Source organism: Burkholderia sp. ZZQ-2 (genome assembly GCF_050768715.1).
Classification (GTDB): domain Bacteria; phylum Pseudomonadota; class Gammaproteobacteria; order Burkholderiales; family Burkholderiaceae; genus Burkholderia; species Burkholderia cepacia.
In genome coordinates this window covers 62,190-86,779 of the sequence record NZ_LDVA01000173.1, presented here as the reverse complement: position 1 = coordinate 86,779, position 24,590 = coordinate 62,190, and the positions used below count along the sequence as shown (strand labels likewise).

Below are 24,590 nucleotides of genomic sequence, written 5' to 3'. Positions count from 1 at the left end.
CCTGGCAACAACGGCGGCGACGCGCTCGTTGCCGCCGCGCACCTCCAGCAGCTCGGCGTCGCGACCCAGGCGTGGATGCCGGTGCCGGTGAAGCCCGACGACGCGCAATGGGCGCTCGGCCTCGCGCGCGCCGCCGGCGTGCCGCTGTCGGCCACGCCGCCTGCTTCGCTGGACGGCTATGCGTGGGTGGTCGACGGACTGTTCGGCATCGGTCTCGGCCGCGCGCTCGACGGCGCGTTCGCCGAGCAGGCCGCGCGCATCGCCGCGCATGCGCGCAGCGGCGGCCGCGTGCTTGCGCTGGATGTGCCGAGCGGACTCGACAGCGATACGGGCCAGATCGTCGGCGCGGGCGTCGCCGTCGCCGCCACCCACACGCTCACTTTCATTGGCGCGAAGCCGGGCCTCTACACCGGCGAAGGCCGGGATCTCGCCGGCGCGATCGACGTCGAATCGCTCGACGTCGCGCCACCCGCCGCGCCGGCCATCGTACTGAACGCGCCCGCGCGGTTCGCCGCCGCTCTGCCCGCGCGCGCATTCGCGTCCCACAAGGGCACGTACGGCAGCCTCGCGGTACTCGGCGGCGACACCGGCATGTGCGGCGCGCCGATCCTGGCCGCGCGCGCCGCGCTGTTCGCCGGTGCCGGCAAGGTGCATGTCGGCTTCCTCGGCACCGGCGCGCCGCCGTACGATCCGCCGTTCCCCGAACTGATGCTGCACGCGGCCGACACCCTCGACCCCGGCGCGATGACCGCCATCGCCGCAGGCTGCGGGCTGGGCACGCGCGAGGCCGCGGCGACGCTCGTGCGCGACGTGCTTGCCCACGACGTCGCGACGCTGCTCGATGCCGACGCGCTGAACCTCGTCGCGACGCATGCGGATCTCGCGGCCGCCGTCGCCACGCGCGGTGCGCGCGGTTATCCGTGCGTGCTGACGCCGCATCCGCTCGAGGCCGCGCGGCTGCTCGGCTGCGACACGGCGGCGATTCAGCGCGACCGCCTCGCGGCCGCGCAGGCGCTCGCGTCACGTTATGCGGCCATCGTCGTGCTGAAAGGCTCGGGCACGGTGATTGCGGCGCCCGACGGCCGCATGACGATCAACCCGACCGGCAACGCAGCGCTCGCGACGGGCGGCACCGGCGACGTGCTCGGCGGCCTGATCGGCGCGCTGCTCGCGCAACGCGTCGCGCCGTACGAAGCGGCGCTGGCAGGCGTCTACCTGCACGGCCTCGCGGCCGACACGCTGACCGCGAACGGAACCGGCCCGGCCGGACTCACGGCAGGCGAACTCGCGCCGATGGTCCGCACGCTGGTCAATCGCCTTTTTTATGCGTCACCGCGCGCCGACACATAACGCCGCTATACTGACTGCCCCGCCGCACGGCGGGCCCTCTCGTCCGCCGGCCTTCCGATCCCGATGAGCCGGCGCGGCATTCCTCCCGATTCACGCTTCACTCGAACCGCCATGACGCTGAATTCGCTCCCCGCCTGGACTGCCCTTCAATCCCACTTCGAACAGATCCGTCACGCCCGTCTGCGCGACTGGTTCGCGCCGGAACACGACCGCGCGCCGACCCGCGCCGAACGCTTCACGATTCCGGGCGGCGGTCTCGCGGCCGATTTCTCGAAGAACCGCATCAACGACGAAACGCTGCGCCTGCTCGTCCAGCTCGCGCGCGACGCGGGTGTCGAGGCGCGCCGCGACGCGATGTTCGCGGGCGAAATCGTGAACCCGACCGAAGGCCGTGCCGCCCTGCACACCGCGCTGCGCGCGACCGATCCGCAAGCGCCGTTCCACGCGCAGGTGAGCGCCGAGCGCGCGAAGATGGCGACGTTCGCTCGCGCCGTGCGCAGCGGCACCTGGACGGGCTACACCGGCAAACGCATCCGCCACGTGATCAACATCGGCATCGGCGGCTCCGATCTCGGGCCGAAGATGGTCGTGCACGCGCTGCACCACGTCGCGACGCCCGAAATTGCCACGCACTTCGTGTCGAACGTCGACGGCGCCGATCTCGCACGCGTGCTCGAACAGGTCGATCCCGAGGAAACGCTCGCGATCATCGTGTCGAAGACCTTCACGACGCTCGAGACGATGACGAACGCACGTTCGCTGCGCGACTGGTTCGTCGCGCGCGGCTGCCCCGAGGACGCGCTTGCAAAGCACTTCGTCGGCGTGTCGGCGAACCCGGCCGAAGTCGTGAAGTTCGGCATCGCCGCGGACAACGTGTTCGAAATGTGGGACTGGGTCGGCGGCCGCTATTCGCTGTGGTCGGCGGTCGGGCTGTCGATCATGATCGCGATCGGCCCCGAGCAGTTCGACGAGCTGCTGGCCGGCGCGAACGACATGGACCGTCATTTCCGCGAGGCGCCGCTCGAGCGCAACCTGCCCGTGCTGCTCGGCCTGATCGGCATCTGGTACCGGAATTTCTTCGGTTCGCAGAGCTATCTCGTCGCGCCGTATTCGGAAGCGCTGCACTACCTGCCGTCGTACCTGCAGCAGCTCGAAATGGAAAGCAACGGCAAATCCGCGCGCCTGGACGGCACCTTCGTCGACTATCCGACGTCGGCCGTCACGTGGGGCGAGCCGGGCACCAACGGCCAGCATGCGTTCTTCCAGATGCTGCACCAGGGGCCGACGATCGTGCCGATCGACTTCATCGCGGTGCTGACGCCCGAGCATCCGCTCGCGAGCCACCACCCGAAGCTGCTCGCGAACTGCTTCGCGCAGAGCGAGGCACTGATGCTCGGCCGCACGCTGGAGGAAGCACGCAAGGTCGCGGGGCCGGGCAAGGAGGCGCTCGCGCCGCACCTGACGTTCCCGGGCAACCGCCCGACGACGACGCTGCTCGTCGATGCGCTGACGCCGCGCACGCTCGGCGCGCTGATCGCGCTGTACGAACACAAGGTGCTCGTGCAGGCAACGGTGTGGGACATCAATCCGTTCGACCAGTGGGGCGTCGAGCTCGGCAAGATTCTCGGCAAGGTGGTGGAAGCCGACCTGTCGGCCGAGTCGGTCGATCCGGCGAAGCACGACTCGTCGACCACCGCGCTGATCGAGCGCGCCCGCGCGGCGTTGAAGCGCTGAGGCGTTTGAGGCACTGACGCAGCGGCGTCATACCCATGCCGGCCGCTCGGCGCACGCCGCGCGGCCGGCAAATGCATTCAGCCGTTGCGCTGCGCCGCGCGCGGCTCGACGATGCGCCCGGCGTCGAGCGTCACCGTCGTCGCGCAGCGGCGTGCCAGTTCGGCATCGTGCGTGACGAGCACGAGCGTTGCACCGTTCGTGCGGTTCAGTTCGAACATCAGGTCGATGACCGCATGGCCCGTGGCCGCATCGAGGCTGCCGGTCGGCTCGTCGGCGAAGAGGATCGCCGGGCGCGTGACGAATGCGCGCGCAAGTGCGACGCGCTGCTGCTCGCCGCCGGACAACAGCTTCGGATAATGCGCGGTGCGTTCGCCGAGACCGACCTGCACGAGCAGCGCCCGGGCGCGATCGGCGGCATCGCGCGCACTGATGCCGCCCTGCAGTTCGAGCGGCAGCATCACGTTCTCGAGCGCCGTCAGGTGCGGCATCAACTGGAACGACTGGAATACGAACCCGACTGCGCCGTTGCGCAGCGCAGCGCGCGCGTCCTCGTCGAGCTGGTCGAGCGCGCGACCGAGCAGGCGAACCGTGCCGCTCGTCGCGCTGTCCAACCCCGCAAGCAGGCCGAGCAGCGTCGATTTACCCGACCCCGACGCACCGACGATCGCGAGACTGCTGCCCGGCCGCACGGCGAGCGTGATGCCGTCGAGGATCGTCAGCTCGCCGGTTGCGTCGGCGACCCGCTTGCACACGTCATGGACTTCGATGATCGGATCGGTAATCTTGAACATGGACACGACATTTCGCTGGAAAAGACGCGCGGCGATCGCCGCGCTGCTGGGTACGCTGCTGGCCGCCGCCGTGCCCGCACGCGCCGCGACGACACCGGCCGCGACATCGGGCCAGCCCGTGATCGTCGTGCTCGGCGACAGCCTGTCGGCCGAATACGGGCTGCCGCGCGACACCGGCTGGGTGGCGTTGCTGCGGCAACGGCTCACGACCGAGCGAATCGATTATAGCGTCGCGAACGCCAGCGTCAGCGGCGACACCACCAGCGGCGGCCGCGCGCGGCTGCCTGCGGTGCTGCAGCGGCTCAAGCCGTCGATCGTCGTCGTCGAGCTCGGCTCGAACGATGCGCTGCGCGGCGTGCCGCTCGCGACGACCGAACAGAACCTGCGCGACATCATCGCCGGTGCGCGGCAAGCGCGGGCCAGGGTCGTGCTGGTCGGCATGTACGTGCCGCCCAACTACGGCCCGGACTACACGCAGAAGTTCCACGCCGTCTATACGCGGCTGTCGAAGGATCTCGGCGTGCCGCTCGTGCCGTTCCTGCTGGCCGGCATCGAGAACAAGCCCGAGATGTTCCAGGCCGACCAGATGCATCCAGCGCAGCAGGCCCAGGGCATTCTGCTCGACAACGTCTGGCCGGCGCTGAAACCGCTGCTCGGCAAGCCGCGCGGCTGACGCCGCCTCGCCGGAAAACAAAAAGCCCCGCGTGAAGCGGGGCTTTTTGTTGCGGGCGAAACGACGCTCAGTTGTCGCCGTCCGGCGACTGGCTGGCCGTCGAGCCGTACAGCTTCACCTTCGAGCGATCGCGCAGCGCGGCGAGATACGCTTCGCCTTCGCTCTGCGCGTCGACTTGCGCCATCTGCTGCTGCGCGGCCGCCAGTTGCTGCGGATCGACCGCCGAACCTGGGATCACCGCGTTCACGCGATAGATCGCATAGCCGTCCGCGCCGAGATCGACACCGACGTAGGCCGGCAGCGTCTTCGCATCGGCCTTGTAGACGGCGCTCAGCGCAGCCGGCGTCAGGCCCTGCGACTGCGTACGCGATACCTTCTGCGCGGCCGCGAACCCGTCGGTCGACTTCGACTTCTGCAGTTCGGCGAGCTTCGCCGCGCCGTCCTTCTTCGCGAGTTCGGCAGCCTGCTCGGCGACCACCTTCTGGCGCACGACGTCCTTGATCGCGTCGAGCGCGGGCACGGCAGCCGGCTTGTAGTCGGTCACACGCGCCGAGATCAGCGTGTTGTTGCCGACGTCGATCGCCTGCGTGTTGTTCTGGTTCTTCACCGAGTCGTTTGCGAACACGGCGGCCAGGAACTTCGGATTGTTCAGCGGGCTCGTCGGCGGCAACTGCGGATTCGGCGTCGGCGTGACGGTAGCCGTCTGGATCGTCAGCTTGTACTTGTCCGCGGCCGGCTGCAGCGTCTTCGCCTTTTCGTAGACGGTGGACGTGAAGCCTTCCGCGTTGTCCGTGAACGCCTTCGATGCGTACTGCTGCTTCAGGTCGGCTGCGATCTGGTCCTTCACTTCCGCGAACGGCTTGACGGCCGCCGGCTTCACTTCCGTTGCCTTCAGGATGTGGAAGCCCAGATCCGACTGCACGACACCGCTCACGTCACCTTGCTTGAGCGCGAACGCGGCATCGTCGAACGCCTTGCCGCCCGCCGTCGAGCCGCGCGTGATGAAACCGAGGTCGCCGCCCTTCGCGGCCGACGGCGCATCCTGCGAGTCCTTCTGCGCGATCTGCGCGAACTGGTCCGGGTGCGCCTTCACGTCGGCAAGCAGTTGCTCGGCCTTCGTCTTCGCTGCAGTCTTGTCGGCCGCGCTTGCGCTGCCCGGTGCGGCGATGAAGATGTGGCTCACGCGCACCTGCGCTTCGGTGCGGAAGTGCGTCGGGTTGTCATCGTAGAACTTCTTGATGTCCGCGTCGGTCGGCTGCGCGCTCGCGGCCGCTGCCGCCGGCGAATAGACGAGGTACTGGATCGTCGCGGTCTCCGGCGTCGCGAAGCTCTGCTTGTGCGCGTCGTAGTACGCGGTGAGCTGCGCGTCGGTCGGCTGGACCTTTGCTGCGAAGTCGCTCGTCTTCAGCACGAGCGCCTGCACTTCGCGCTGCTGCGCGGCGAGTTCGGACAGACGTTGCGCGAGGCTCTTCGGCGTGAACGCGCTCGACACGATGCTGGCCGGAATCTGCTGCAGCGCGAGGCTGTAGCGCACGCGCTCCTGATACTGCTCGGGCGTCATCCCCTGGAACGACAGCAGCTGCGCATAGCGCTCGACGTCGATCGACCCGTCGGGCTTCTTCAGCGACGCGATCATCGGGTCGCTCATCAGTGCGTCGCGCACGGCGTTGTCCGATGCGGTCAGGTGCAGACGTTGGGTCTCGTCGGCCAGCACGCGTTGCTGGATCAGGCCGTCGAGCACCTGCTTGCGGTGCTCGGGCGTATCGAACATCTTGATGTCGAACTGCCCGCCGAGTGCCTGGCGCGCCTGGTCGATCTGCTGGCGGAACGCGCCGTCGAATTCGACCCGCGTGATCTTGTGCCCGTTGACTGCCGCGACGTTCGCGCTATCGTCGAAGAAGCCGCGGAAGCCTTGGATCCCGACGAAACCCAGCCCCGGCAACACGATCAGGAGCAGGAGCGCCATCATCAGGCGCTGGTGATTACGGAAGAAATCGAGCATGCGTGACGGGAAAATTGGACAAAACGCCCGATATTACAACATACGGGGTGGAACGGGAGAAAAGCGGCGGCGCCCGCGGCGATCGCCACAGAAAGTACAGGCAAAAATACCCGTCTTTCAGAACCGACCACGCACCGTCACCCGCCTCTCCTCGCGAAGTTCGGAAAGCAGCTCGCCCAATGATCGCCCCCATCGCGGCCGCCCAGGCTCGCGGCAGCACACGATCACTCGTTCGCGGAGCGGCTTGCCTAATGCGGGGCTGGCGTCATTCGCGCCGACGACCGCACGGCACCGCCAGGGCCGCGAATCGAGCCAACGGAAGGCGCCCGACACGGGAGCACACGGCACAAGCCCGGCATGTACGTCCCGGCATGGGCCGCGAGAAACGTGACGACCGGAAAGGCGACAAGAATCAACCGCACGATGCCGATCGGTCGACACCGCCCTAACGAGTCGTCGGACTTTGCATATCGAAAATAGATCGTTCGTGCCGCATCGCAAGCCGGATACGCTTTTCGCGCCGTGCAATCCGTGCCACGCTCGTCGACGAAACGATGAACGGGTGCGGCCCATTCGACCATTCAACCCTACCGCACCACTCGATGAGTTTTCTTCACCACGCGCGCCTCGTCGCATTCGCTGCCTCTGTCGGCCTTCTGGCGGGCTGCAATGGGGAAAGTGTCGATAGCTCGGGCGTTTCGCCCGTCGCGACGAAAAATGCCGCAAACAGTGCCACGCTATTCACGATTCCGCTGTACCAGTTCTACGCAACCCGACAGAGCTACATCGCTCAGGGCCTTGCGCCGAATACGTTTGTGCACAGTCGCCAGCTGTCCGACGCTTCGTCCACCTCGGTGACGAAGCCCAATCACGACACGCTGTATTCCGTCGCCATGCTTCAACTGGACGCCGGCCCCGTTCAGATCGACACGCCTGCCAGCGGCACCCGCTACTTCTCCCTCGCGCTGATGGACGCCTATACGAACAACTTCGCGATTCGCGGCACGAGCGCCGACAACGGTGTCGCGAAGGTCTTTTGGGTCGTGGGGCCGAACTGGCAGGGAACCGCCCCGGCAGGCGTCACCGTGCTCCGCTCGTCGACCAACGCGGTGTGGGCGCTGGCGCGGACTTACGTGAGCGATGCGAACGATTACCCCGCCGCGTGGGCCGTTCAGAATCAACTGGTCGTGTCGCGCCCCGCTGGAACCGGTGTCGCTGCGTGGGACAGCGTGGACACGCAAAAGCCGCCCGGTTATGCCAACTGGCCGTCGTATTTTCAGTACGTGAACCGGCTCTTGAAAAAGAGTCCGCCGACGCCGCAGGATACGGCCGAGGCGACGAACGCACTCGACGTGACAGGCATAGGCCCGGCGCAGACCTTCAACGCGTCGTCCGCCGACGTCGCATCGATCGACGCAGGCGCGGCAGAGGCGCTGGCGAGTCTGACGGGCGGCGGAACGCAGCAAGCCGCCGCCCAGACGAGTACCGGCTCGAATGGCTGGACAGGCGGCCCGGCCAACGTCGGCAACTACGGAACCCAGTACACGCTACGGGCGCGCGTTGCGCTGAACGGCCTCGGTGCGCTGCCCGGCAGCGAAGCGATCTACTACACCAGTACGGGAGCGGCGAACACGTCGGGGGCGAATTACGACGGCAACGGCGTCTATCAGATGACGTTCCCGGCGGGACAGCTTCCTCCGGCGCGCGCCTTCTGGTCATTGACGCTGTACGCCGGCACGAACCAGGCGCAGGCTTTCTTTTATCCGAATCCCGATCGAATCTATGCGCTGTCCTATCCGGCGTCGAACTTTCAGTTCGCGAGCGACGGCTCGCTCGTGCTCACCATCAGCCATGTGCGACCCGCGGGCGTACCCGCCAGCAACTGGCTGCCGGCTCCTGCCGGCGCGTTCAATCTGACGCTGCGCACCTACTTGCCGGACGCCCCGCTCCTGAACGGAACCTACAAGTTGCCGCCGGTAATACGCGCTCAGTAATACCTCCCCGCGCGAGCCGGAAAAACCGGCGCCTCTGCGGCGAGAAAGCATGAAAAACCCGCGACCGCGTTCGAGCGGTCGCGGGTTTTCCGTTCTGACGGCGGCGCGCCCCGGAAGCCGCGCAGACGATTTCCCCCGCCGTTTGTGCGTTCGGTTTGCGCCCGCGATCTGGCGCAAACCGAACGCACAAACAACAATGCCCGCACGAGGCGGGCATTGTTGTTTGTTTGGCGGAGCGGACGGGACTCGAACCCGCGACCCCCGGCGTGACAGGCCGGTATTCTAACCGACTGAACTACCGCTCCTTGGTCTGGCTGAATCAGGAAACTGGTGGGTGCTGAGGGGTTCGAACCCCCGACCTACGCCTTGTAAGGGCGCCGCTCTACCAGCTGAGCTAAGCACCCGTTTCCGATTCGTTCTGGCTGCGATCTGCGTTTCGGCATCAACAACCAGCGAGCCCGCAAGTTTAATTCATCCCCGATCATTTTGCAAAGCCCCGACGCGAATATTTTCCACGCTCGCGCATACGATTCCGGGGCGCATAAAAAAACCCGCGGCCAGGCCGCGGGTTTCGTGAACAACCGTCAGAACGAACGGCGCTCCGATGCTCAGTGCTTGACGAATTCCGTCGAGCCGGCATCCTTCGCCGCATCGGCGACCGGTGCCGCCGCCTTCGCCTCTTCTTCCGGCGGCAGCGGGGTCGGCGAACGCTCGAGCGCGAGTTCAAGCACCTTGTCGATCCAGCGGACCGGCACGATCTCGATCGCGTTCTTCACGTTGTCCGGAATCTCGGCGAGATCCTTGACGTTCTCTTCCGGGATCAGCACGAGCTTGATGCCACCGCGATGCGCTGCGAGCAGCTTCTCCTTCAGGCCGCCGATCGGCAGGACTTCACCACGCAGCGTGATTTCGCCCGTCATCGCGACATCGGCACGCACCGGGATACCCGTCAGCACCGACACCAGCGCGGTCGTCATCGCACCGCCGGCGGACGGACCGTCCTTCGGCGTCGCGCCTTCCGGCACGTGGATGTGGATGTCCTGCTTCTCGAACGCTTCGTCCTTGATGCCCAGACGCCGCGAACGCGAGCGCACGACCGAACGTGCCGCCTCGACCGACTCCTTCATCACGTCGCCGAGCGAACCCGTACGGATCACGTTGCCCTTGCCCGGCATCACCGCGGCTTCGATCGTCAGCAGATCGCCACCGACTTCCGTCCACGCGAGGCCCGTCACCTGACCGACCTGGTTTTCCTTCGCCGCGAGGCCGAAGTCGTACTTGCGCACGCCGAGGAAGGTATCGAGGTTCTCGCCGTCGACCTTGATCGCGCCCGATGCCTTCTTCAGCAGCAGCATCTTCACGACCTTGCGGCAGATCTTCGACACTTCCCGCTCGAGCGAACGCACACCGGCTTCGCGCGTGTAGTAGCGGATGATGTCGCGGATCGCCTGCTCGGTGACCTCGATCTCGCCTTCCTTCAGCCCGTTGTTCTTCTTCTGCTTCGGCAGCAGGTAACGCTGGGCAATGCTGACCTTCTCGTCTTCCGTGTAGCCCGACAGACGGATCACTTCCATCCGGTCGAGCAGCGGCGGCGGGATGTTCAGCGAGTTCGACGTCGCGACGAACATCACGTCCGACAGGTCGAAGTCGACTTCGATGTAGTGGTCGGCGAACGTGTGGTTCTGTTCCGGATCGAGCACCTCGAGCAGCGCCGACGACGGATCGCCGCGGAAATCCATGCCCATCTTGTCGACTTCGTCGAGCAGGAAGAGCGGATTGCGCACGCCGACCTTCGTGAGGCTCTGCAGGATCTTGCCCGGCATCGAACCGATATACGTACGACGGTGGCCGCGGATCTCGGCTTCGTCACGCACGCCGCCGAGCGCCATCCGGACGAACTTGCGGTTCGTCGCACGGGCGATCGACTGGCCGAGCGAGGTCTTGCCGACGCCCGGGGGCCCGACGAGGCACAGGATCGGCGCCTTGACCTTGTCCACGCGCTGTTGCACCGCGAGATATTCGAGGATGCGTTCCTTCACCTTCTCGAGGCCGAAGTGATCTTCGTCGAGCACCTGCTCGGCGTTCGACAGGTCGTTGTTGACCTTGCTCTTCTTGCGCCACGGCAGGCCGATCAGCGTGTCGATGTAGTTGCGCACGACGGTGGCTTCCGCCGACATCGGCGACATCAGCTTCAGCTTCTTCAGCTCGGCGTCGGCCTTCTTCTTCGCTTCCTTCGGCATGCGCGCGGCGTTGATGCGCTTCTCGAGTTCCTCGAGATCCGCACCCTCTTCGCCTTCGCCCAGTTCCTTCTGGATCGCCTTGACCTGCTCGTTCAGGTAGTACTCGCGCTGGCTCTTTTCCATCTGGCGCTTCACGCGCCCGCGGATGCGCTTTTCGACCTGCAGGATGTCGATCTCGGCTTCGAGCTGCGCGAGCAGATGCTCGAGGCGCTCGATGACCGGGAACATCTCGAGGATGTGCTGCTTCTGGTCGAGCTTCAGCGGCAGGCGCTCGGCGATCATGTCGGCGAGGCGGCCCGCTTCGTCGATGCCCGACAGCGACGTGAGGATCTCCGGCGGGATCTTCTTGTTCAGCTTCACGTACTGGTCGAACTGCGACACGATCGCGCGGCGCAGCGCTTCCGTTTCAGCGCTGTCGGCGTGATCGGGCTCGAGCGGCATCACTTCGCAGGAGAATTGCGTTTCCTGCTCTTCGATCGACAACGCCTTCGCACGCTGCAGGCCCTCGACGAGCACCTTCACGGTGCCGTCCGGCAGCTTCAGCATCTGCAGGATGTTGGCGATACAACCGACCTCGTACATGTCCTTTTCGGTCGGTTCGTCCTTGGCCGCGGTTTTCTGGGCGACAAGCATGATGTGCTTGCCGCCTTCCATCGCTGCTTCGAGGGCCTTGATCGATTTCGGCCGGCCCACGAAGAGCGGAATGACCATGTGCGGGAAAACGACGACATCCCGCAGCGGCAGCAGCGGGAGCGTGATGCGTTCCGGCGGAAGAAGTTGGGTGCCTGACATTTCATTTCCCCATGAGTGGAATCAATTGTTCGGTAATTGAGGCCGCCACAACGAATTGCAAGCCTTCAAGTGCGGGAAATATTCGGTAAGAAAGTAACCACCGCGAGTCGAGTCAGAGTTACCCACAAGATAAACGAAAAAAAGCCGCCCACGGACTCATGAACGGCCTTTTTCGCAGAACATCGTCGGCAAGCCGGTCAGTTCGAACCCGCCACCTTCGGCGTGTCCTCGTAGATCAGCAAAGGCTTGCCGTCGCCATCGATGACGTTTTCGTCGATGATGACCTTGCTGACCCCTTTCATCGTCGGCAGCTCGTACATCACGTCGAGCAACGCCTGTTCGATGATCGAACGCAAACCGCGCGCGCCGGTCTTGCGGCGGATCGCCTTGCGGGCGACTGCCTGCAGCGCGCCCGGCCGGATCTCCAGCTCGACGCGCTCCATCGCGAACAGTTTGTGATACTGCTTGACGAGTGCATTCTTCGGCTCGACCAGGATCTTCATCAGCGCTGCTTCATCGAGCTTGCCGAGCGTCGCGACCACCGGCAGGCGGCCGATCAATTCGGGGATCAGACCGAATTTGATCAGGTCTTCCGGCTCCGTTTCACGCAGCACTTCGCCCGCGTCACGCTCCTGCTTGCTCTTGACCGTCGCACCGAAGCCGATACCGGTTTTCTCGGTACGATCGGTGATCACCTTTTCGAGGCCGTCGAACGCACCGCCGCAGATGAACAGGATGTTGGTCGTGTCGACCTGGATGAAATCCTGGTTCGGGTGCTTGCGGCCGCCCTGCGGCGGCACCGACGCCATCGTGCCCTCGACGAGCTTCAGCAGTGCCTGCTGGACGCCCTCGCCCGACACGTCGCGCGTGATCGACGGGTTGTCCGACTTGCGGCTGATCTTGTCGATTTCGTCGATGTAGACGATCCCGCGCTGGGCCTTGTCGACCTCGTAGTTGCAGTTCTGCAACAGCTTCTGGATGATGTTCTCGACGTCCTCGCCAACGTAGCCGGCTTCGGTCAGCGTCGTCGCATCGGCGATTACGAACGGCACGTTGAGCAACCGCGCGAGCGTCTGCGCGAGCAGCGTCTTGCCGGAGCCCGTCGGGCCGATCAGCAGGATGTTGCTCTTCGACAGCTCGACGTCGTCCTTCTTGTCGAGATGCTTCAGGCGCTTGTAGTGGTTGTACACGGCCACCGCGAGGATCTTCTTCGCGCGCTCCTGGCCGATCACGTACTGATCGAGGATGTCGCGAATTTCCTGCGGGCTCGGCAGATCCGACCGGGACAGGCTGGCCTCGACGCCGGCGGCAGCCGCCTCGTCGCGAATGATTTCGTTGCAGAGGTCGATACATTCATCGCAGATGAACACCGACGGGCCCGCGATGAGTTTTTTCACCTCATGCTGGCTTTTTCCGCAAAACGAGCAATACAACAGCTTCTCGCTGTTCGAACCTTTTTTGTCCGCCATGAATGTAGAGCCTCCGGACAGGTAAATGACATGATACGCCGAATGCTCCGGGCACCGCGCCTAGGGCGCGACCGGAGCCGACCGGATGCGCTTGCCGCAGATGCTCTGGGCGTTCGGGAAGTCGCAGGGGCGCCGCACGAATCGGGGCGGCACCCCACTTAAGCTCACGGGCGCTTCAGCAGCACCTGGTCGATCAGCCCGTACGCCTTCGCATCCTCGCTCGACATGAAGTTATCACGGTCGGTGTCGCGCGCGATGCGTTCGACGTCCTGGCCCGTGTGCTGCGCGAGCAACTGGTTCAGCCGCTCCTTCAGGTAGAGGATTTCGCGCGCCTGGATCTCGATGTCCGATGCCTGGCCGCGTGCGCCGCCGAGCGGCTGGTGAATCATCACGCGCGAGTTCGGCAGCGCGAAACGCTTGCCCTTCGCGCCCGATGCGAGCAGGAACGCGCCCATGCTGGCCGCGAGACCCATGCACAGCGTCGACACGTCCGGCTTGATGAACTGCATCGTGTCGTAGATCGCCATGCCGGCCGACACCGACCCGCCCGGGCTGTTGATGTACAGGCTGATGTCCTTGTCGGGATTCTCGCTCTCGAGGAACAGCAACTGCGCGACCACGAGGTTGGCGGTCTGGTCGTTCACTTCGCCGACCATGAACACCAGGCGCTCCTTCAGGAGACGCGAATAGATATCGTACGAACGCTCGCCGCGGCCGCTCGTTTCGACGACGATCGGCACCAGCCCCAGCGCTTGCGCCTCGAAACCTTGCGGCGCGTTCGAAGCAAGCATGTCCAGCAATTCAGCGCGAGTGATCATTCAATGAACCTTGTTCGAATGGAAAATTGAACGGAAGGAAGCCGCCCGCTCAATCGCCATATTAATGGCAACCGTGCGCTTGACGTAAAAACGGCGTGCGGGCCGTCGCTCCGACAGCCGGCACGCCGCTAGAGCAACACTTACGCTTGCGCCGATGCGCTCGCGAGTGCTTCGAAGCTCACTTCCTTGTCCGTCACCTTCGCCTTGCCCAGCACGAAATCGACGACGTTGCTTTCAACGACGAACGCTTCCATCTCGGCGAGGCGCTGCTGGTTCGAATAATACCAGCGGACCACTTCCTTCGGGTCTTCGTAGCTCTTCGCGAACTCGTCGACTTCCGCGCGGATCTGTTCCGGCTTCGCTTCGAGGCCGTTCGACTTCACCAGCTCGGCCAGCACGAGGCCCAGCTTCACGCGGCGCTCTGCCTGCTCGGTGAACATCTCGGCCGGGATCGGTGCGTCCTTCGCGTTCGGCACGCCGCGCTGCGCCAGATCCTGGCGAGCCATTTCGACGAGGCGTTGCTGGTCCTGCTCGATCAGCGCCTTCGGCACGTCGAGTTCGGAGATCTTCAGCAGCGCGTCCATCACCTGGTTCTTGACGATCGATTGCGTGCGGCGCTTCGCTTCGCGCTCGAGGTTTTCCTTGATCTCGGCGCGCATCTTCGCGAGATCGCCGTCTTCGATGCCGAGCGACTTCGCGAATTCACCGTCGATTTCCGGCAGGTGCGGCCACTCGATCTTCTTCATCGTGACCGTGAACTGGGCCGTTTTGCCTGCCACGTCCTTGCCGTGGTAGTCGTCCGGGAACTTCAGGTCGAACGTGCGCGCTTCGCCGACCTTCAGGCCCAGCGCCGCGGTTTCGAATTCCGGCAGCATGCGGCCTTCGCCGAGCACGAACGGGAAATCTTCGGCCGTGCCGCCCTGGAACGCGACGTCGTCGATCTTGCCGACGAAGTCGACCGTCACGCGGTCGCCGTTCTTCGCTGCGGTGTCCGCGCCGCCGTCGCCGTGCTCGCCGGCTTCGCCGCGTGCGTGGAAGTGCACGCGCTGCTTGCGCAGGATGTCCAGCGTGCGGTCGATTTCGGCGTCGCCGATCGACGTCGTCGAGCGCTCGACTTCAGCCGTCGCCAGATCGCCGATCTTGACTTCCGGGTAGACCTCGAACGTCGCGTCGAACGCGTATGCATCTTCAGCCTGCTCCTGCTTCGGCTCGAAGCTCGGCTGGCCGGCGACGCGCAGGTTTTCCGCGCGGCTGATCGTGAAGAATTCCTGGCCGATCTTGTCGCTCAGCACTTCCGCTTCGACCTGACCCGCGTACTGTTGCGCGACCATCTTCAGCGGCACCTTGCCCGGGCGGAAACCCGGCATGCGCACGTTCTTCGCGAGTTTCTGGATACGGGCGTCGATTTCCTTCTGCACGGTGTCTTTCGGCAGGGAAATCGTCACGCGGCGTTCAAGCTTGCCGAGGTTCTCAACAACGTTAGCCATGGCTTCAATCGTCCTAAAATTATTCGAGCGAATCGGGTTTTCCTTGCCGTGCCTGCCTGCGGCGTGATGTGCGTCACATACACTCGCCGCGCCGGAGCGCCACGCCATCCCTGCACGCGCCGGATGGCTAGCGCAAGCGGCTCGGAGCACGGCTTTGGCCGGAAGAATCGACTATTCTAGCAAACAATTTTCCTCACACCGCCAGATCGGCGCGACGCGCGCGCGTCCGCACCGCGCTGGTAGCCCTTCGCACGGCAATGCGCGCGGATCGCCGCTATGCCGCATGCCGTATCCACCACGGGCCCGCCATCCTGTAAGCTCCGAATGAGGTGCACCGCCGTCGCGCCCCAATATTCTTCACACCAATCACGCCTTCCGGAGACACCATGCCGCAACACCCGTCCGCGCCTGTCGTCGTCATCGCGCCCGATTCGTTCAAAGGCTCGCTTTCCGCCGAGCAGGTCGCGGACGCGATCGCCACCGGCATCCGCCGCGCCCGGCCCGACGCCGTCGTGCGCTGCTGCCCGATGGCCGACGGCGGCGAAGGCACGCTCGACGCGATGCTGGCAGGCGGCGGCACGCGGCGCACGCTGCGGGTAGCCGGTGCGTCGCTCGCGGCGCGCGACGCGGCGGTCGGCGTGATCGACGCGCGCACCGCGATCGTCGAAACGGCCGAGATCGTCGGCATCACGGACCCGGTCGGCATGAGCGTGCCGGTCGACGCGCGCAGCACGCGCGGGATGGGCGAGGCGGTCCGCACGCTGCTCGACGAAGGCGTGCGCCGCTTCTTCGTCGCGCTGGGCGGCAGCAGCACCAACGACGCGGGCGCCGGGCTGCTCGCAGGCCTCGGCCTGCAGTGCTTCGACGCGGGCGGCCAGCCGGTCGAGCCCGTGCCGTCGCGGCTCGCCGACATCGCGCGCGTCGATGCGTCGGGGCTCGACCCACGGCTGAAGGAAACCGAATTCATCGGCATGTCCGACGTCGACAACCCGCTGACGGGCACGCACGGCGCAACCGCCGTATTCGGCCCGCAAAAGGGCGTGACGCCCGAGCAGGTCGCCACCCTCGACGCCGCACTCGCCCGCTTCGCCGACCTGCTCGAAGGCGCGCTCGACCGTCGCGGCCGCGACCTGCCGGGCGCCGGTGCCGCGGGCGGCCTCGGATTCGCGCTGCACATGCTCGGTGCGCAATTCGAAGCGGGGGCCGAGGTGGTCGCGCGGCAGGTCGGGCTCGACGCGGCGCTCGCCGGCGCAGGCTGGCTGATCACCGGCGAAGGCCGCTCCGACGTACAGACGCTGCACGGCAAGGCGCCGTTCATCGCCTGCCGCCACGCGCAGGCCGCGGGCGTACCCGCGTCGCTGCTGTCCGGCGCGGTCGACCCGGCCGCGCTGCCACGCCTGTCCGAACATTTTTCCGGCTGCTTCTCGCCGGCTCCCGGGCCGATCACGCTCGACGTCGCGATCCGCGACGCGGCCAATCTGCTCGCGAACGAAGCGGAGCAATTGACACGCCTGAAGTACGGCGCACACTGACCGTTGACCCGAGCGCGCGATACAGGAACAATCGGGCCCGCCCTTTTTCTTCAGGATTCGACATGAAAGGCCGTCAAGCCGGGCTCGATCAGTTTCTGACCTATCGCCTCCACGCGCTCACGAAGCGATCCGACCGCGGGATCGGCGAGGTGTACCGGCACAAGCTCGACATCTCGCTGCCCGAGGCGCGCGTGATCGCCGCCGTCGGCGCCTTCGGCCCGTTCTCGATCATGGATCTGGCGCGCCACACCAATCTCGACAAGAGCCAGGCGAGCCGGGCGGCCGAGGCGCTGCTGCGCCAGGGGCTGCTCGAACGCAGCGCAAGCGAGGAGGATGGCCGGATCGTGTTGATCGCGCTGACCGCCGACGGCCGCGCGCTGCATCGCAAGATCATGCCGATCGTGCGCAAGTGGAACGATGGCTTGCTCGCATGCCTGTCCGACAGCGAACGCCAGACATTCGAGCGGCTGCTCGACAAGGTCGTCGCGCACGCGATCGAGCGGGACGACTGACCGGCACGCGGGCACGACGCCCGCAGTATTGATCCGATGAATTCGACGGGCCGCCCCGGTCGCCACACCAGCGACGCGGGCGGCCCGCTTTGCGTGATGCGCTGCGCGCGGCAACCGGATTGCAGCGCGCCACCTCGCCGGCATCGCGCATGCAGCGGCCCCGCCCGCGCTTATAGCCCGCTGTTCGTCGCCCGCTGGCGCAGCAGCCCGAGCACCGCGTCGCAATACGGAGTCGGCACGTCGAGCTTGCGCCCGAGCTCGGGAAACACACCGAGGATCGGCCCGATCTCGAGCGCGCGGCCCGCCTCGAAATCCTGCAGCATCGACGTCTTGAACGCACCGAGCTTGCGCGTGACCGCGATCCGCTCGGGCCCGCTCATCCCCGTCGACAGGCCGAGCTTCGCACCGATCGCGGCCGCCTCCTCCATCATCCGCAGCGCGAGACCCTGCGTGAACGGATCGTCGAGCAGCTGCTCGGCCGTCGACCCCGTCAGCGCGCTCAGCGGATTCATGTTCATGTTGCCCCACAGCTTCGTCCAGATCTCGGCCCGGATCGCCGGCGTCGACTCGACGTCGAAACCGCCCGCCGCGAGCGCCGCGGCAAACCGGGCAGCGGCCGTATCGAGCCGCGCATCGGGCGCCCCGACGATCAGCCGGTTGCCGCGCCCGCGCCGCACGACGCCCGGCGCGTCGGTACTCGACGACAAATGGACGACGCACCCGATCGCCTGTGCGGGCGGCAACGCTGCCGACACCGCGCCGGCCGGGTCGACCGCGTCGAGCGGCACGCCGTCGAGCGCCCCTTCGAGCCCGTGCGTGAACCACCACGGCAGCCCGTTCATCGCCGCGACGATCACGGTGTCCGGCCCGACCAGCGGCGCGATGCGCGCGGCCAATGCCGGCAGTGCCTGTGCCTTCAGCGCGATCACCACGTAGTCCTGCACGCCGAGCGCGGCCGCATCGTCACTCGCTCGCACCGGAACCGACGACGATGTGCCCGCCTCGTCGATCACGCGCACGCCGTGCGCGTTCAGCGCGTCGAGCGTCGCGCCGCGCGCGTACGCGCTCACGGTCATCCCGGCCCGCGACAACGCGGCCGCGAGCAATCCGCCGATCGCGCCGACCCCGACCACCGCGGCACGCACCGACCCTGAATTCGTGTCGTTCATGATGAAATTCCGTCTCCTGGAAGCGGACGAGCATAACGCTCAATGGTTGCGGGCACAACCATTCACGCGCCCCGTTCGACGCACGGCGTTCGCATGCGTCAGCGCGGCTCGCCGCCGGCTTCCACCGGTTCGTCGTCGGCCGCGCCGCCCGTCGCGCCGAGCACGCCGGCGATCTGGCTCTTGTCGTGCATGCCGAGCTTGCGGTACGCGCAGCGCAGGTAGTGGCGCACGGTCGTCGGCGAAATCGCCATCTGTTGCGCGACTTCCTTGTGCGAGCGCCCGGCGCCGTAATAGCGGATCGCCGCGAGCTCGCGCGGGCTCAGGCGGTCGAGCAGCGAGCGCGGCCGCGCCTCGATCTGGAACAGCCCCGCAACCGGCACGCACTGGATCCGCAACGCATCGCCGACGAACGGCTGGCCCGGCTGGCGCCGCAGGTGCGCAACGAGCGGCTCCGGCACGCGTGCACCGGCCCATGCCGGCCATTCGGTGCGCAGCACGTCGTCGAAACCATGATCGGCGTGATGCAGCACACCGAAGTTGTCGCACAACGCGCGAGCGGCCGGCGCGACCGCATCGCCGCGCTCGCGCGTGAGCTGCGCGGCGCGATTGATCGTCAGCGCCGCCGCGAGATGCGGAATCACTTCCTCGAAACGGCGTGCATCGTCATCGCTGAACGGACGGTTCAGGCCCTGACGGTAGATCGACATGAACGTCGTCAGGCCGAAACGGCGATCGAGCGTGCACACGCACATCAGTTGCGCGAGCCCGTACTTCACGCACCAGTCGCGAAACCGTGCATCGAGCCCCGGCTCGACGACCGACAGCCGCACCGCGTGGCCGTGTGCGCCGCGCAGCGTGCGGTGCGCGAGCGGGTCGCAATCGCGCACGCGCTTCCAGTCGCTGAAGAACGCGTGCGGCAGACGGTACAGGAAGCTGTTGTGCATCACCGGGCCGGTCGGCACATGCGTCGCGACGCCTGTCCACGCGGCGTCGAACGGAATGAGCGCCTGCAGCAGCGAAAAGAAGCGGTATTCGAATTCGCCGATGCCGGACCGCGCGGCAACCGCGTACAGGTCGAGCAGCATCAACCCGAGCTCGCGCTGCGATGCGTCGCCGCGCGTGACGCCGTCGAAATCCGCACGCCGGGACGGCAGCGGCGGCCAGGCGAAGTCGTCGAGCACGATGGCTGCCGGCACGTCACGCAGCGCTTCGAGATCCTGCCCGATATCCGTCGTGATCCTCACCTTCCGCTCCCCTGCCCGATCGGGCTGCTGACGTGCGCAACGACACCGGCCGATTATAGCGACCGGCTTTTTTGACAGGCCCCGGTGCCGGAACCGGCGCCAGCCCCATCCATTTGAACGGTGCGCGGCACGTTGCTGCTCCGCAGCACGCCGCGCGACGCCAGCGCGTCGCGACCATGCCGCGCACCTCGGGTTTTCCGCACCGTTCATCTGTACGACTGTTCGAAGGTTTTCCCGCTGCGGACACTGCGTCGCGACAACACCAACGACAAACCGATGCAGGACGGCATGGAGAACCCCACGTGACGAAACCCCGCTTCATCCGCACGGCCGCGGCCGTCGCGACGCTTGCCGCGTGCGGCGCCGGCGCGCATGCGCAGTCGACCCTCACGCTGTACGGCGCGCTCGATGCCGGCGTGCAATACCTGACGCATGCCGACGGGCGCCGTTCGGCCGTGCAGTTGCAGAACTACGGCATCCTGCCTTCTCAGGTCGGGCTGAAGGGCAACGAGGATCTCGGCGGCGGCTGGCGTGCGCTGTTCAAGCTCGAACAGGGCCTCAACCTCAACGACGGCACCGCAACCGCGCCCGGATACGCGTTCTTCCGCGGCGCGTACGTCGGCGTCGCCGGGCCCGCGGGCACCGTCACGCTCGGCCGTCAGTTCAGCGTGCTGTTCGACAAGACGCTGTTCTACGACCCGCTCTGGTACGCGTCGTACAGCGGCCAGGGCGTCATCGTGCCGATGAACGCGAACTTCATCGACCACTCCGTCAAGTACCAGTCGCCGACCTTCGCCGGCTTCGACGTCGAGGCGCTTGCCGCGACGTCCGGCGTCGCCGGCAATACGCGCGCCGGACGCGTGCTCGAACTCGGCGGCCAGTACACGAGCAACGGCCTGTCGGTCAGCGCGGTGCTGCATCAGGCACACGGCGAGGTATCGGCGGCCGACGACACGTCGGCGCGCCGCCGCGAACTCGGCACGCTCGCCGCACGCTATGCGTTCGCCGCGCTGCCGCTCACCGTCTATGCAGGTGTCGAACGCCTGACCGGCGACCTCGACGCCGCGCGCACGATCGTCTGGGGCGGTGCGCGCTACCTGACACCGAACGGGATCGGCCTGAACGCCGGCGTCTACCACACCGACTCGCGCGCGCCGGCCATCGGCCACCCGACGCTGTTCATCGCGAGCACCACGTATGCGCTGTCGAAACGCACCGTCGCCTACGTGAACCTCGGCTATGCGCGCAACAGCGGCCAGAGTTCGCAGACCGTCTACGAATACGACCCGACGCCGCTCGCCGGCGCATCGCAGTTCGGCGCGATGGTCGGCATGTACCACCTGTTCTGATTCCCCACACGAGATCCCGCCATGAAAACCCTGTCCCCGGATGCCGCCCTCCCGCCCGACGGCCGCACATCGGCCTTCGCGCGCTCGACGCTCGTCGCGCTCGTCGTGTTCGCGGCCATCACGCCGCTGCTGCTGCTCGTGGCACCCGCCGTCGCCGGCCAGCTCGCGACGCAGCTCGGGCTGTCCGCCTCGCAGATCGGCACCTACTTCTTCGTCGAACTCGGCGCCTTCAGCCTCGCGACCGTGCCGTCGTACCTGTGGCTCGGTCGCATCGACGCACGCCGCGTGGCCGCGTTCGCCATCGCGCTGTTCGGCGCGGGCAACCTGCTGACCGCGCTGTGGATGCCGGGCTTCGTCGCGCTGCTCGCACTGCGCGCCGTGACCGCGCTCGGCGGCGGTTCGCTGATGGTGCTCTGCATGACGAGCGCCGCAACGAGCGAGAACAGCGACCGCGTGTACGGCCTGTGGGTCGTCGGCCAGTTGATCGCGGGCGCGATCGGCCTGTTCGTGCTGCCGCATGTATTCGCGGCATTCGGGCTGCGCGCGCTGTACGTCGCGCTCGCCGGGCTCGCGCTGCTCGCCGCGCCGCTGTCGCGCGGCTTCCCGTCATCGCTGGGCGCGCGAACCGCGCCTGCGCAACACGCGCGCGGCGCGGCGGCACGGACGCCGCAAGGCTTGATCGTGCTCGCGATCGGCGCAGTGCTGACGTTCTATCTCGCGATCGGCAGCGTGTGGACGTTCGCGAGCCGGGCCGCGGCCGAAGCCGGGCTCGATCCGCAGTCGACCGGCAACGTACTCGCGATCGCGAGCGTGATGGGCATCGCCGGCGCGGCGCTCGCGTCGTGCGCGGGCGGCCGGCTCGCGCGGCGCGCCATGCTGACGGCCGGTTACGCGCTGCTGGCGGCCTCGCTCGTCGCGCTCGCCGTGGTGCGGCAAGCCGGCGGTTACAGCGCGGCGATCTTCGCGTTCAAGTTCGCGTGGACATTCGTCCTGCCGTTCATCCTCGCGACCGTCGCGCAGATCGACACGTCGGGGCGCCTCGTGGCCACGCTCAATTTCGTGATCGGCGCCGGCCTCGCTGCCGGCCCGTTGCTCGCCGGGCTGATGCTCGACGCCGGCGGCACGATGCACGCGCTGTTCACGGCCGCGACGGCCGTCGCGATCGTGTCTTTCGCCGCGCTGCGCCACATCGATCGCCGCACGCACGCCTCCGTTTCCTCCCAACCGTGACAGGTCTCGCACATCCATGAATCGCACTGCCTTTTTTACCGACGAACGCACTTTCTGGCACACCGGCGGCACGCATGCGCTCTTCTTCCCGGTCGGCGGCTGGGTCCAGCCGCCGTCGAGCGCGGGCTACGCGGAATCGCCCGATTCGAAGCGCCGTTTCCTGTCGCTCGTGCAGGCCTCGGGCCTGGCCGCGCAGCTCGACCTGCGCGGCGCCGAACCGGCAACGACCGCCGACCTGCTGCGCATTCATCCCGCGCACTATCTCGACGCGTTCCGTGCACTCAGCGACGCGAACGGCGGCGACCTCGGCGATCTCGCGCCGTTCGGCAAAGGGAGCTACGAGATCGCCGCGCTGTCTGCCGGCCTTGCGATCGCGGCCGTCGATACGGTCGTCGGCGAGCGCGCGGCCAACGCGTTCTCGCTGTCGCGGCCGCCCGGTCACCACTGCCTGCGCGATCGCCCGATGGGCTTCTGCATGCTGGCGAACATCCCGATCGCTATCGAGGCCGCCCGCGCGAAACACGGCATCGAGCGCGTCGCGGTGATCGACTGGGACGTGCATCACGGCAACGGCACGCAGTCGATCTACTACGACGATCCGGACACGCTGACGATCTCGCTGCACCAGGACCGCTGCTTCCCGCCCGGCTACAGCGGCGCGGACGATCGCGGCGAAGGCGCGGGGGTCGGCGCGAACCTGAACGTGCCGCTGCTCGCGGGCAGCGGCGACGATGCCTATCGGTACGCGTTCGAGCGGATCGTGCTGCCGGCGCTGGCGCGTTTCCGGCCCGAGCTGATCGTCATCGCCAGCGGCCTCGACGCGAGCGCGGTCGATCCGCTCGCGCGCATGCAGTTGCATACCGACAGCTACCGGTTCATGACGCGTGCGGTGAAGGATGCCGCGCAGCGCCATTGCGGCGGGCGGCTCGTGATCGTTCACGAAGGCGGCTATTCGGAGGCGTACGTACCGTTCTGCGGACTCGCGATCGTCGAGGAACTGGCCGGCATTCGTACCGACGTCGCCGATCCGATGCTCGACCTCGCGATCGCGCAGCAGCCGGGCGAACGGTTCGTCGCGTTCCAGCGCGGACTGCTCGACGAGCTGGCGGCGTCGTTCGGGTTGTAATGCGCGCTGACGAACGCGACGGAGGGCGGCCGGCGGCGGCCCTCTTGCGCGATCGGAGCGGATGGGGTCTCCTGTGCCTTTATTCCCGTTCCGGCCCGAAGCCGTACTCTTCCGATGAAATCGTCCCCGCGCGACAACAATGACGATGCCAAGACGCGCCGCCAGCCTTCGAAACTGGCCCTGAACATCGCCGCCGTGACGGTCGGCCTCATCACGTTCGCGCTCGGCGCGGCGTGGGTGATCTATAGCTGGATCGTCGATCGCGAGGCGCAGTATTTCGCGATCCCGCTGGTTTTTTCGGTGCCGGTGATCGTGGCGGTTGCGATCCGGAGTTTCTGGGAATAGACGCGCCTGAAACGGCGAAGCGCCGCGAGTCGGGTGACGCGCGGCGCTTCGTCGGGCTTGTTCTGGATGACGCGGCGAGCCCCTCGACTCGCCTGCGCGCCGGTCACAGGCCGGGACGCGGGCACGGATTGGAGACCGCGCCCTGATACCCCCCGGTGACGGCGCCCAGCACGGCGCCGGCCAGCGACGTGCCGAGCGCTTTCAGCACGTTTTCGGTCGACAGCGACTCGCCGCCCGCCATCACCCGCCCCGAGTACGCAGAGCACGCCGACGTCGATGCAGCCGCGTGCACCGGTCTGGCGCTCCATGCGACGTTGTCGGCAGGTGTATTGGCAAAAGCCGGCGCGGCCAGCATCAGCGCCAGAACGGAAATCGGAATGCGTACGGTGTTTTTCATCGGTGGCCCCTCGGTGTTCTCGTACTTCTCGTATTCGATCGCGCTGACGATATTACATGCGGCCGAATTTGAGGGTGCGCTCCTCGTACGGCTGCACGTCCGCGAACAAGACTGGCATCAACAAAAAAGCGCTGCCGGTCAGCCGACCGGCAGCGCTTTTTTGGGAACAGCACCCCGACGAGTGCATGTTCGACTTCTGGTGCGTGAGGCCGGACTCGAACCGGCACACCCTTGCGGGCGTCAGGACCTAAACCTGGTGCGTCTACCAATTTCGCCACTCACGCGCATTTTCTGTCGCCTGACTACGCGGCACGCAAGATGCGTTTGCCGCGCGCC

General features: G+C 66.7%; 19 protein-coding genes and 3 tRNA genes. 10 read left to right on the top strand and 12 right to left on the bottom strand.

What is annotated here, in order from left to right:
• Both ABY44_RS11355 and pgi read left to right on the top strand, forming a co-directional pair.
• On the top strand, window positions 1-1,350 hold a 1,350-nt coding region (locus ABY44_RS11355), incomplete at its 5' end, for an NAD(P)H-hydrate dehydratase (protein ID WP_431641195.1).
• A gap of 111 nt (window positions 1,351-1,461) precedes the next feature.
• The gene (gene pgi / locus ABY44_RS11350; RefSeq protein WP_060174325.1) at window positions 1,462-3,084 is read left to right on the top strand and encodes a glucose-6-phosphate isomerase; all 1,623 of its coding nucleotides are present in this window, start codon (window positions 1,462-1,464) and stop codon (window positions 3,082-3,084) included.
• A gap of 77 nt (window positions 3,085-3,161) precedes the next feature.
• On the opposite strand, the gene ABY44_RS11345 is transcribed toward pgi, so the two are convergent.
• Complete coding sequence (locus tag ABY44_RS11345) at window positions 3,162-3,875, bottom strand: ABC transporter ATP-binding protein (RefSeq protein WP_021163968.1); 714 nt, start codon at window positions 3,873-3,875, stop codon at window positions 3,162-3,164.
• Between ABY44_RS11345 and ABY44_RS11340 the strand changes: the two genes are divergently transcribed.
• The gene (locus ABY44_RS11340) at window positions 3,874-4,548 is read left to right on the top strand and encodes an arylesterase (protein WP_027787160.1); all 675 of its coding nucleotides are present in this window, start codon (window positions 3,874-3,876) and stop codon (window positions 4,546-4,548) included. The two genes, ABY44_RS11345 and ABY44_RS11340, sit on opposite strands and share 2 nt — an antisense overlap.
• 67 nt (window positions 4,549-4,615) lie before the next feature.
• Here ABY44_RS11340 and ABY44_RS11335 read toward each other — a convergent pair whose 3' ends face one another.
• On the bottom strand, window positions 4,616-6,550 hold the full coding sequence (locus tag ABY44_RS11335; protein WP_060174326.1) for a SurA N-terminal domain-containing protein: 1,935 nt from the start codon (window positions 6,548-6,550) through the stop codon (window positions 4,616-4,618).
• A 602-nt stretch (window positions 6,551-7,152) separates the two neighbouring features.
• Between ABY44_RS11335 and ABY44_RS11330 the strand changes: the two genes are divergently transcribed.
• Complete coding sequence (locus ABY44_RS11330; protein ID WP_060174327.1) at window positions 7,153-8,544, top strand: DUF1254 domain-containing protein; 1,392 nt, start codon at window positions 7,153-7,155, stop codon at window positions 8,542-8,544.
• Window positions 8,545-8,772: 228 nt separating this feature from the next.
• On the opposite strand, the gene ABY44_RS11325 is transcribed toward ABY44_RS11330, so the two are convergent.
• The 6 genes from ABY44_RS11325 to tig all read right to left on the bottom strand — a co-directional run bounded on the left by ABY44_RS11325 (window position 8,773) and on the right by tig (window position 15,350).
• A tRNA-Asp gene (locus ABY44_RS11325) sits at window positions 8,773-8,849 on the bottom strand.
• Between the two features lie 23 nt (window positions 8,850-8,872).
• A tRNA-Val gene (locus ABY44_RS11320) sits at window positions 8,873-8,948 on the bottom strand.
• Between the two features lie 204 nt (window positions 8,949-9,152).
• A complete protein-coding gene (gene lon / locus ABY44_RS11315) occupies window positions 9,153-11,576 on the bottom strand; it encodes an endopeptidase La (protein ID WP_011352361.1) in 2,424 nt (807 codons plus the stop codon).
• Between the two features lie 197 nt (window positions 11,577-11,773).
• Window positions 11,774-13,045, bottom strand: a complete 1,272-nt coding sequence (gene clpX, locus ABY44_RS11310; protein ID WP_006489345.1) for an ATP-dependent Clp protease ATP-binding subunit ClpX — start codon at window positions 13,043-13,045, stop codon at window positions 11,774-11,776.
• Between the two features lie 164 nt (window positions 13,046-13,209).
• On the bottom strand, window positions 13,210-13,863 hold the full coding sequence (gene clpP / locus ABY44_RS11305) for an ATP-dependent Clp endopeptidase proteolytic subunit ClpP (protein ID WP_010092137.1): 654 nt from the start codon (window positions 13,861-13,863) through the stop codon (window positions 13,210-13,212).
• Between the two features lie 140 nt (window positions 13,864-14,003).
• Entirely contained in the window at window positions 14,004-15,350 is a 1,347-nt protein-coding gene (gene tig, locus ABY44_RS11300) for a trigger factor (RefSeq protein WP_027787157.1), read from the bottom strand.
• 386 nt (window positions 15,351-15,736) lie between these two features.
• Here tig and ABY44_RS11295 point away from each other — a divergent pair, with 386 nt between their 5' ends.
• Both ABY44_RS11295 and ABY44_RS11290 read left to right on the top strand, forming a co-directional pair.
• Window positions 15,737-16,882: a glycerate kinase gene (locus ABY44_RS11295; protein WP_060174328.1), complete on the top strand. Its 1,146-nt coding sequence runs from the start codon at window positions 15,737-15,739 to the stop codon at window positions 16,880-16,882.
• Between the two features lie 62 nt (window positions 16,883-16,944).
• Complete coding sequence (locus ABY44_RS11290) at window positions 16,945-17,394, top strand: MarR family winged helix-turn-helix transcriptional regulator (RefSeq protein WP_021160399.1); 450 nt, start codon at window positions 16,945-16,947, stop codon at window positions 17,392-17,394.
• 170 nt (window positions 17,395-17,564) lie between these two features.
• On the opposite strand, the gene ABY44_RS11285 is transcribed toward ABY44_RS11290, so the two are convergent.
• Window positions 17,565-18,563 (bottom strand): 2-dehydropantoate 2-reductase, encoded by a 999-nt coding sequence (locus ABY44_RS11285; protein ID WP_027787155.1) that lies wholly within the window; start codon window positions 18,561-18,563, stop codon window positions 17,565-17,567.
• Between the two features lie 98 nt (window positions 18,564-18,661).
• Entirely contained in the window at window positions 18,662-19,807 is a 1,146-nt protein-coding gene (locus ABY44_RS11280; protein ID WP_059694619.1) for a helix-turn-helix transcriptional regulator, read from the bottom strand.
• Between the two features lie 302 nt (window positions 19,808-20,109).
• Here ABY44_RS11280 and ABY44_RS11275 point away from each other — a divergent pair, with 302 nt between their 5' ends.
• The 4 genes from ABY44_RS11275 (at window position 20,110) to ABY44_RS11260 (ending at window position 23,857) form a co-directional block, all read left to right on the top strand.
• Window positions 20,110-21,156 (top strand): porin, encoded by a 1,047-nt coding sequence (locus tag ABY44_RS11275; protein WP_060174329.1) that lies wholly within the window; start codon window positions 20,110-20,112, stop codon window positions 21,154-21,156.
• Window positions 21,157-21,177: 21 nt separating this feature from the next.
• Window positions 21,178-22,386, top strand: coding sequence for an MFS transporter (locus ABY44_RS11270; protein WP_060174330.1), 1,209 nt, complete (start codon window positions 21,178-21,180; stop codon window positions 22,384-22,386).
• Between the two features lie 16 nt (window positions 22,387-22,402).
• A complete protein-coding gene (locus ABY44_RS11265) occupies window positions 22,403-23,512 on the top strand; it encodes a class II histone deacetylase (protein WP_060174331.1) in 1,110 nt (369 codons plus the stop codon).
• A gap of 114 nt (window positions 23,513-23,626) precedes the next feature.
• A complete protein-coding gene (locus ABY44_RS11260) occupies window positions 23,627-23,857 on the top strand; it encodes a hypothetical protein (RefSeq protein ID WP_021160392.1) in 231 nt (76 codons plus the stop codon).
• Window positions 23,858-23,960: 103 nt separating this feature from the next.
• On the opposite strand, the gene ABY44_RS11255 is transcribed toward ABY44_RS11260, so the two are convergent.
• Entirely contained in the window at window positions 23,961-24,254 is a 294-nt protein-coding gene (locus ABY44_RS11255) for a hypothetical protein (protein WP_060084296.1), read from the bottom strand.
• Between the two features lie 197 nt (window positions 24,255-24,451).
• Window positions 24,452-24,538 (bottom strand) — tRNA-Leu (locus ABY44_RS11250).
• Between the last annotated feature and the right edge of the window lie 52 nt (window positions 24,539-24,590).

Coding starts and splice junctions, on each gene's coding strand:
- ABY44_RS11270 (WP_060174330.1), top strand. CDS start 21,178: ATGAAAACCCTGTCCCCGGATGCCGCCCTCCCGCCCGACGGCCGCACA.
- ABY44_RS11335 (WP_060174326.1), bottom strand. CDS start 6,550: ATGCTCGATTTCTTCCGTAATCACCAGCGCCTGATGATGGCGCTCCTG.
- tig (WP_027787157.1), bottom strand. CDS start 15,350: ATGGCTAACGTTGTTGAGAACCTCGGCAAGCTTGAACGCCGCGTGACG.
- ABY44_RS11265 (WP_060174331.1), top strand. CDS start 22,403: ATGAATCGCACTGCCTTTTTTACCGACGAACGCACTTTCTGGCACACC.
- ABY44_RS11285 (WP_027787155.1), bottom strand. CDS start 18,563: ATGAACGACACGAATTCAGGGTCGGTGCGTGCCGCGGTGGTCGGGGTC.
- pgi (WP_060174325.1), top strand. CDS start 1,462: ATGACGCTGAATTCGCTCCCCGCCTGGACTGCCCTTCAATCCCACTTC.
- ABY44_RS11255 (WP_060084296.1), bottom strand. CDS start 24,254: ATGAAAAACACCGTACGCATTCCGATTTCCGTTCTGGCGCTGATGCTG.
- ABY44_RS11260 (WP_021160392.1), top strand. CDS start 23,627: ATGAAATCGTCCCCGCGCGACAACAATGACGATGCCAAGACGCGCCGC.
- ABY44_RS11340 (WP_027787160.1), top strand. CDS start 3,874: ATGGACACGACATTTCGCTGGAAAAGACGCGCGGCGATCGCCGCGCTG.
- lon (WP_011352361.1), bottom strand. CDS start 11,576: ATGTCAGGCACCCAACTTCTTCCGCCGGAACGCATCACGCTCCCGCTG.
- ABY44_RS11295 (WP_060174328.1), top strand. CDS start 15,737: ATGCCGCAACACCCGTCCGCGCCTGTCGTCGTCATCGCGCCCGATTCG.
- ABY44_RS11290 (WP_021160399.1), top strand. CDS start 16,945: ATGAAAGGCCGTCAAGCCGGGCTCGATCAGTTTCTGACCTATCGCCTC.
- ABY44_RS11345 (WP_021163968.1), bottom strand. CDS start 3,875: ATGTTCAAGATTACCGATCCGATCATCGAAGTCCATGACGTGTGCAAG.
- clpP (WP_010092137.1), bottom strand. CDS start 13,863: ATGATCACTCGCGCTGAATTGCTGGACATGCTTGCTTCGAACGCGCCG.
- ABY44_RS11330 (WP_060174327.1), top strand. CDS start 7,153: ATGAGTTTTCTTCACCACGCGCGCCTCGTCGCATTCGCTGCCTCTGTC.
- clpX (WP_006489345.1), bottom strand. CDS start 13,045: ATGGCGGACAAAAAAGGTTCGAACAGCGAGAAGCTGTTGTATTGCTCG.